Genomic DNA, 1,088 nt, shown 5'->3' with positions numbered 1-1,088 from the left:
TGTAGGCCACCACATGCAACCGGAACACCGCTCCGACCCGGGTGCGGCCTCTGGCCTTGAGCTGCCGCAACCCGGCGGCCTGTTTGATCCAGCCGTAGACGAAGTCGAGCGGAGCTCATACACCTGCTCGATCCGCCTCCTGGCATGGATCGACTGGCTGTAGCCCGCCTGGCGGACGGTACGGCCGTCGATGGCCGAGCGGCGGCGACTCTGGATGTTCTGCGCCACATGCGGCGTGATGCCGGAGAGGCGCAGGTCAGCGACGACATCCCTGGTGTCGTAGCCCTTGTCAGCTCCCAGTGTCTTCTGGTGAGCGCCGGGCAGCGAACGCGCCATCCGCACCGCCGCCGCGCGCTCGCCGTATCCATCGGCTGGGGTCACCTCGCTGGCCACCACCAGGCCATGGCGGTTCTCCATCAGGCAGTGGCCCAGATAGCTGGGGAATGCTCCAGTGCCATTGGACTTACGGAACAGCCTGGCTTCCCCGTCGCTGCGGGAGCGGTGGGTCTGGTTGGAGAGCAGCAGACCGCGGAAATCTCCCCTGGAGCGCTTTGCCTCCTTGCGGGCAGTCCCGCCGAATCCCTTGCCGCCACTGGGCGGTGCTGGATCGTCGTCACGTCCGTCGATCCGCTCCAGCGAGCTGTGGGAGGCCCAGGCCCGCAGCAGGGTGCCATCCACCGAGAAGTGCTCGGAACTCAGCAGCGGCTTGACCTCTGGAGCCGCCAGCAGCAGCTCCAGGAAGCGGGCCATCAGCTCCTCGTTGAGAAGCCGATCGCGGTTTTTGGTGAATGTGGTCGGATGCCAGACGGGATCATCGGGGTTGAGCCCGACGAACCAGCGGAAGAGCAGGTTGTAGTCCAGCTGCTCGATGAGCATCCGCTCGGATCGGATGCCGTAGATCGCCTGCAGCAACAGGGCCAGCAGCAGTTGCTCCGGCGGAATCGAGGGTCTGCCACCCTCGGGGTACAGCCGGCAGAAGGTGGGGTTGAGGCCATCCAACGCCTGATCCGCCAGCCGCCGCACCTGCCGCAGGGGATGGGCCCTGGGGATCCGCTCCTCGGTGGAGACGTAGGAGAACAGGGGACCGG

Annotated in this window: 1 pseudogene; it reads right to left on the bottom strand. The window is 66.5% G+C overall.

Going from position 1 to position 1,088, the window contains the following annotated elements:
- Positions 1–1,088 (bottom strand): annotated as a pseudogene (locus CJZ98_RS17815) (IS5 family transposase); the annotation flags it as partial.

This window comes from Vulcanococcus limneticus LL, from assembly GCF_002252705.1.
GTDB lineage: Bacteria > Cyanobacteriota > Cyanobacteriia > PCC-6307 > Cyanobiaceae > Vulcanococcus > Vulcanococcus limneticus.
This window is presented reverse-complemented; position numbering and strand designations above follow the sequence as displayed.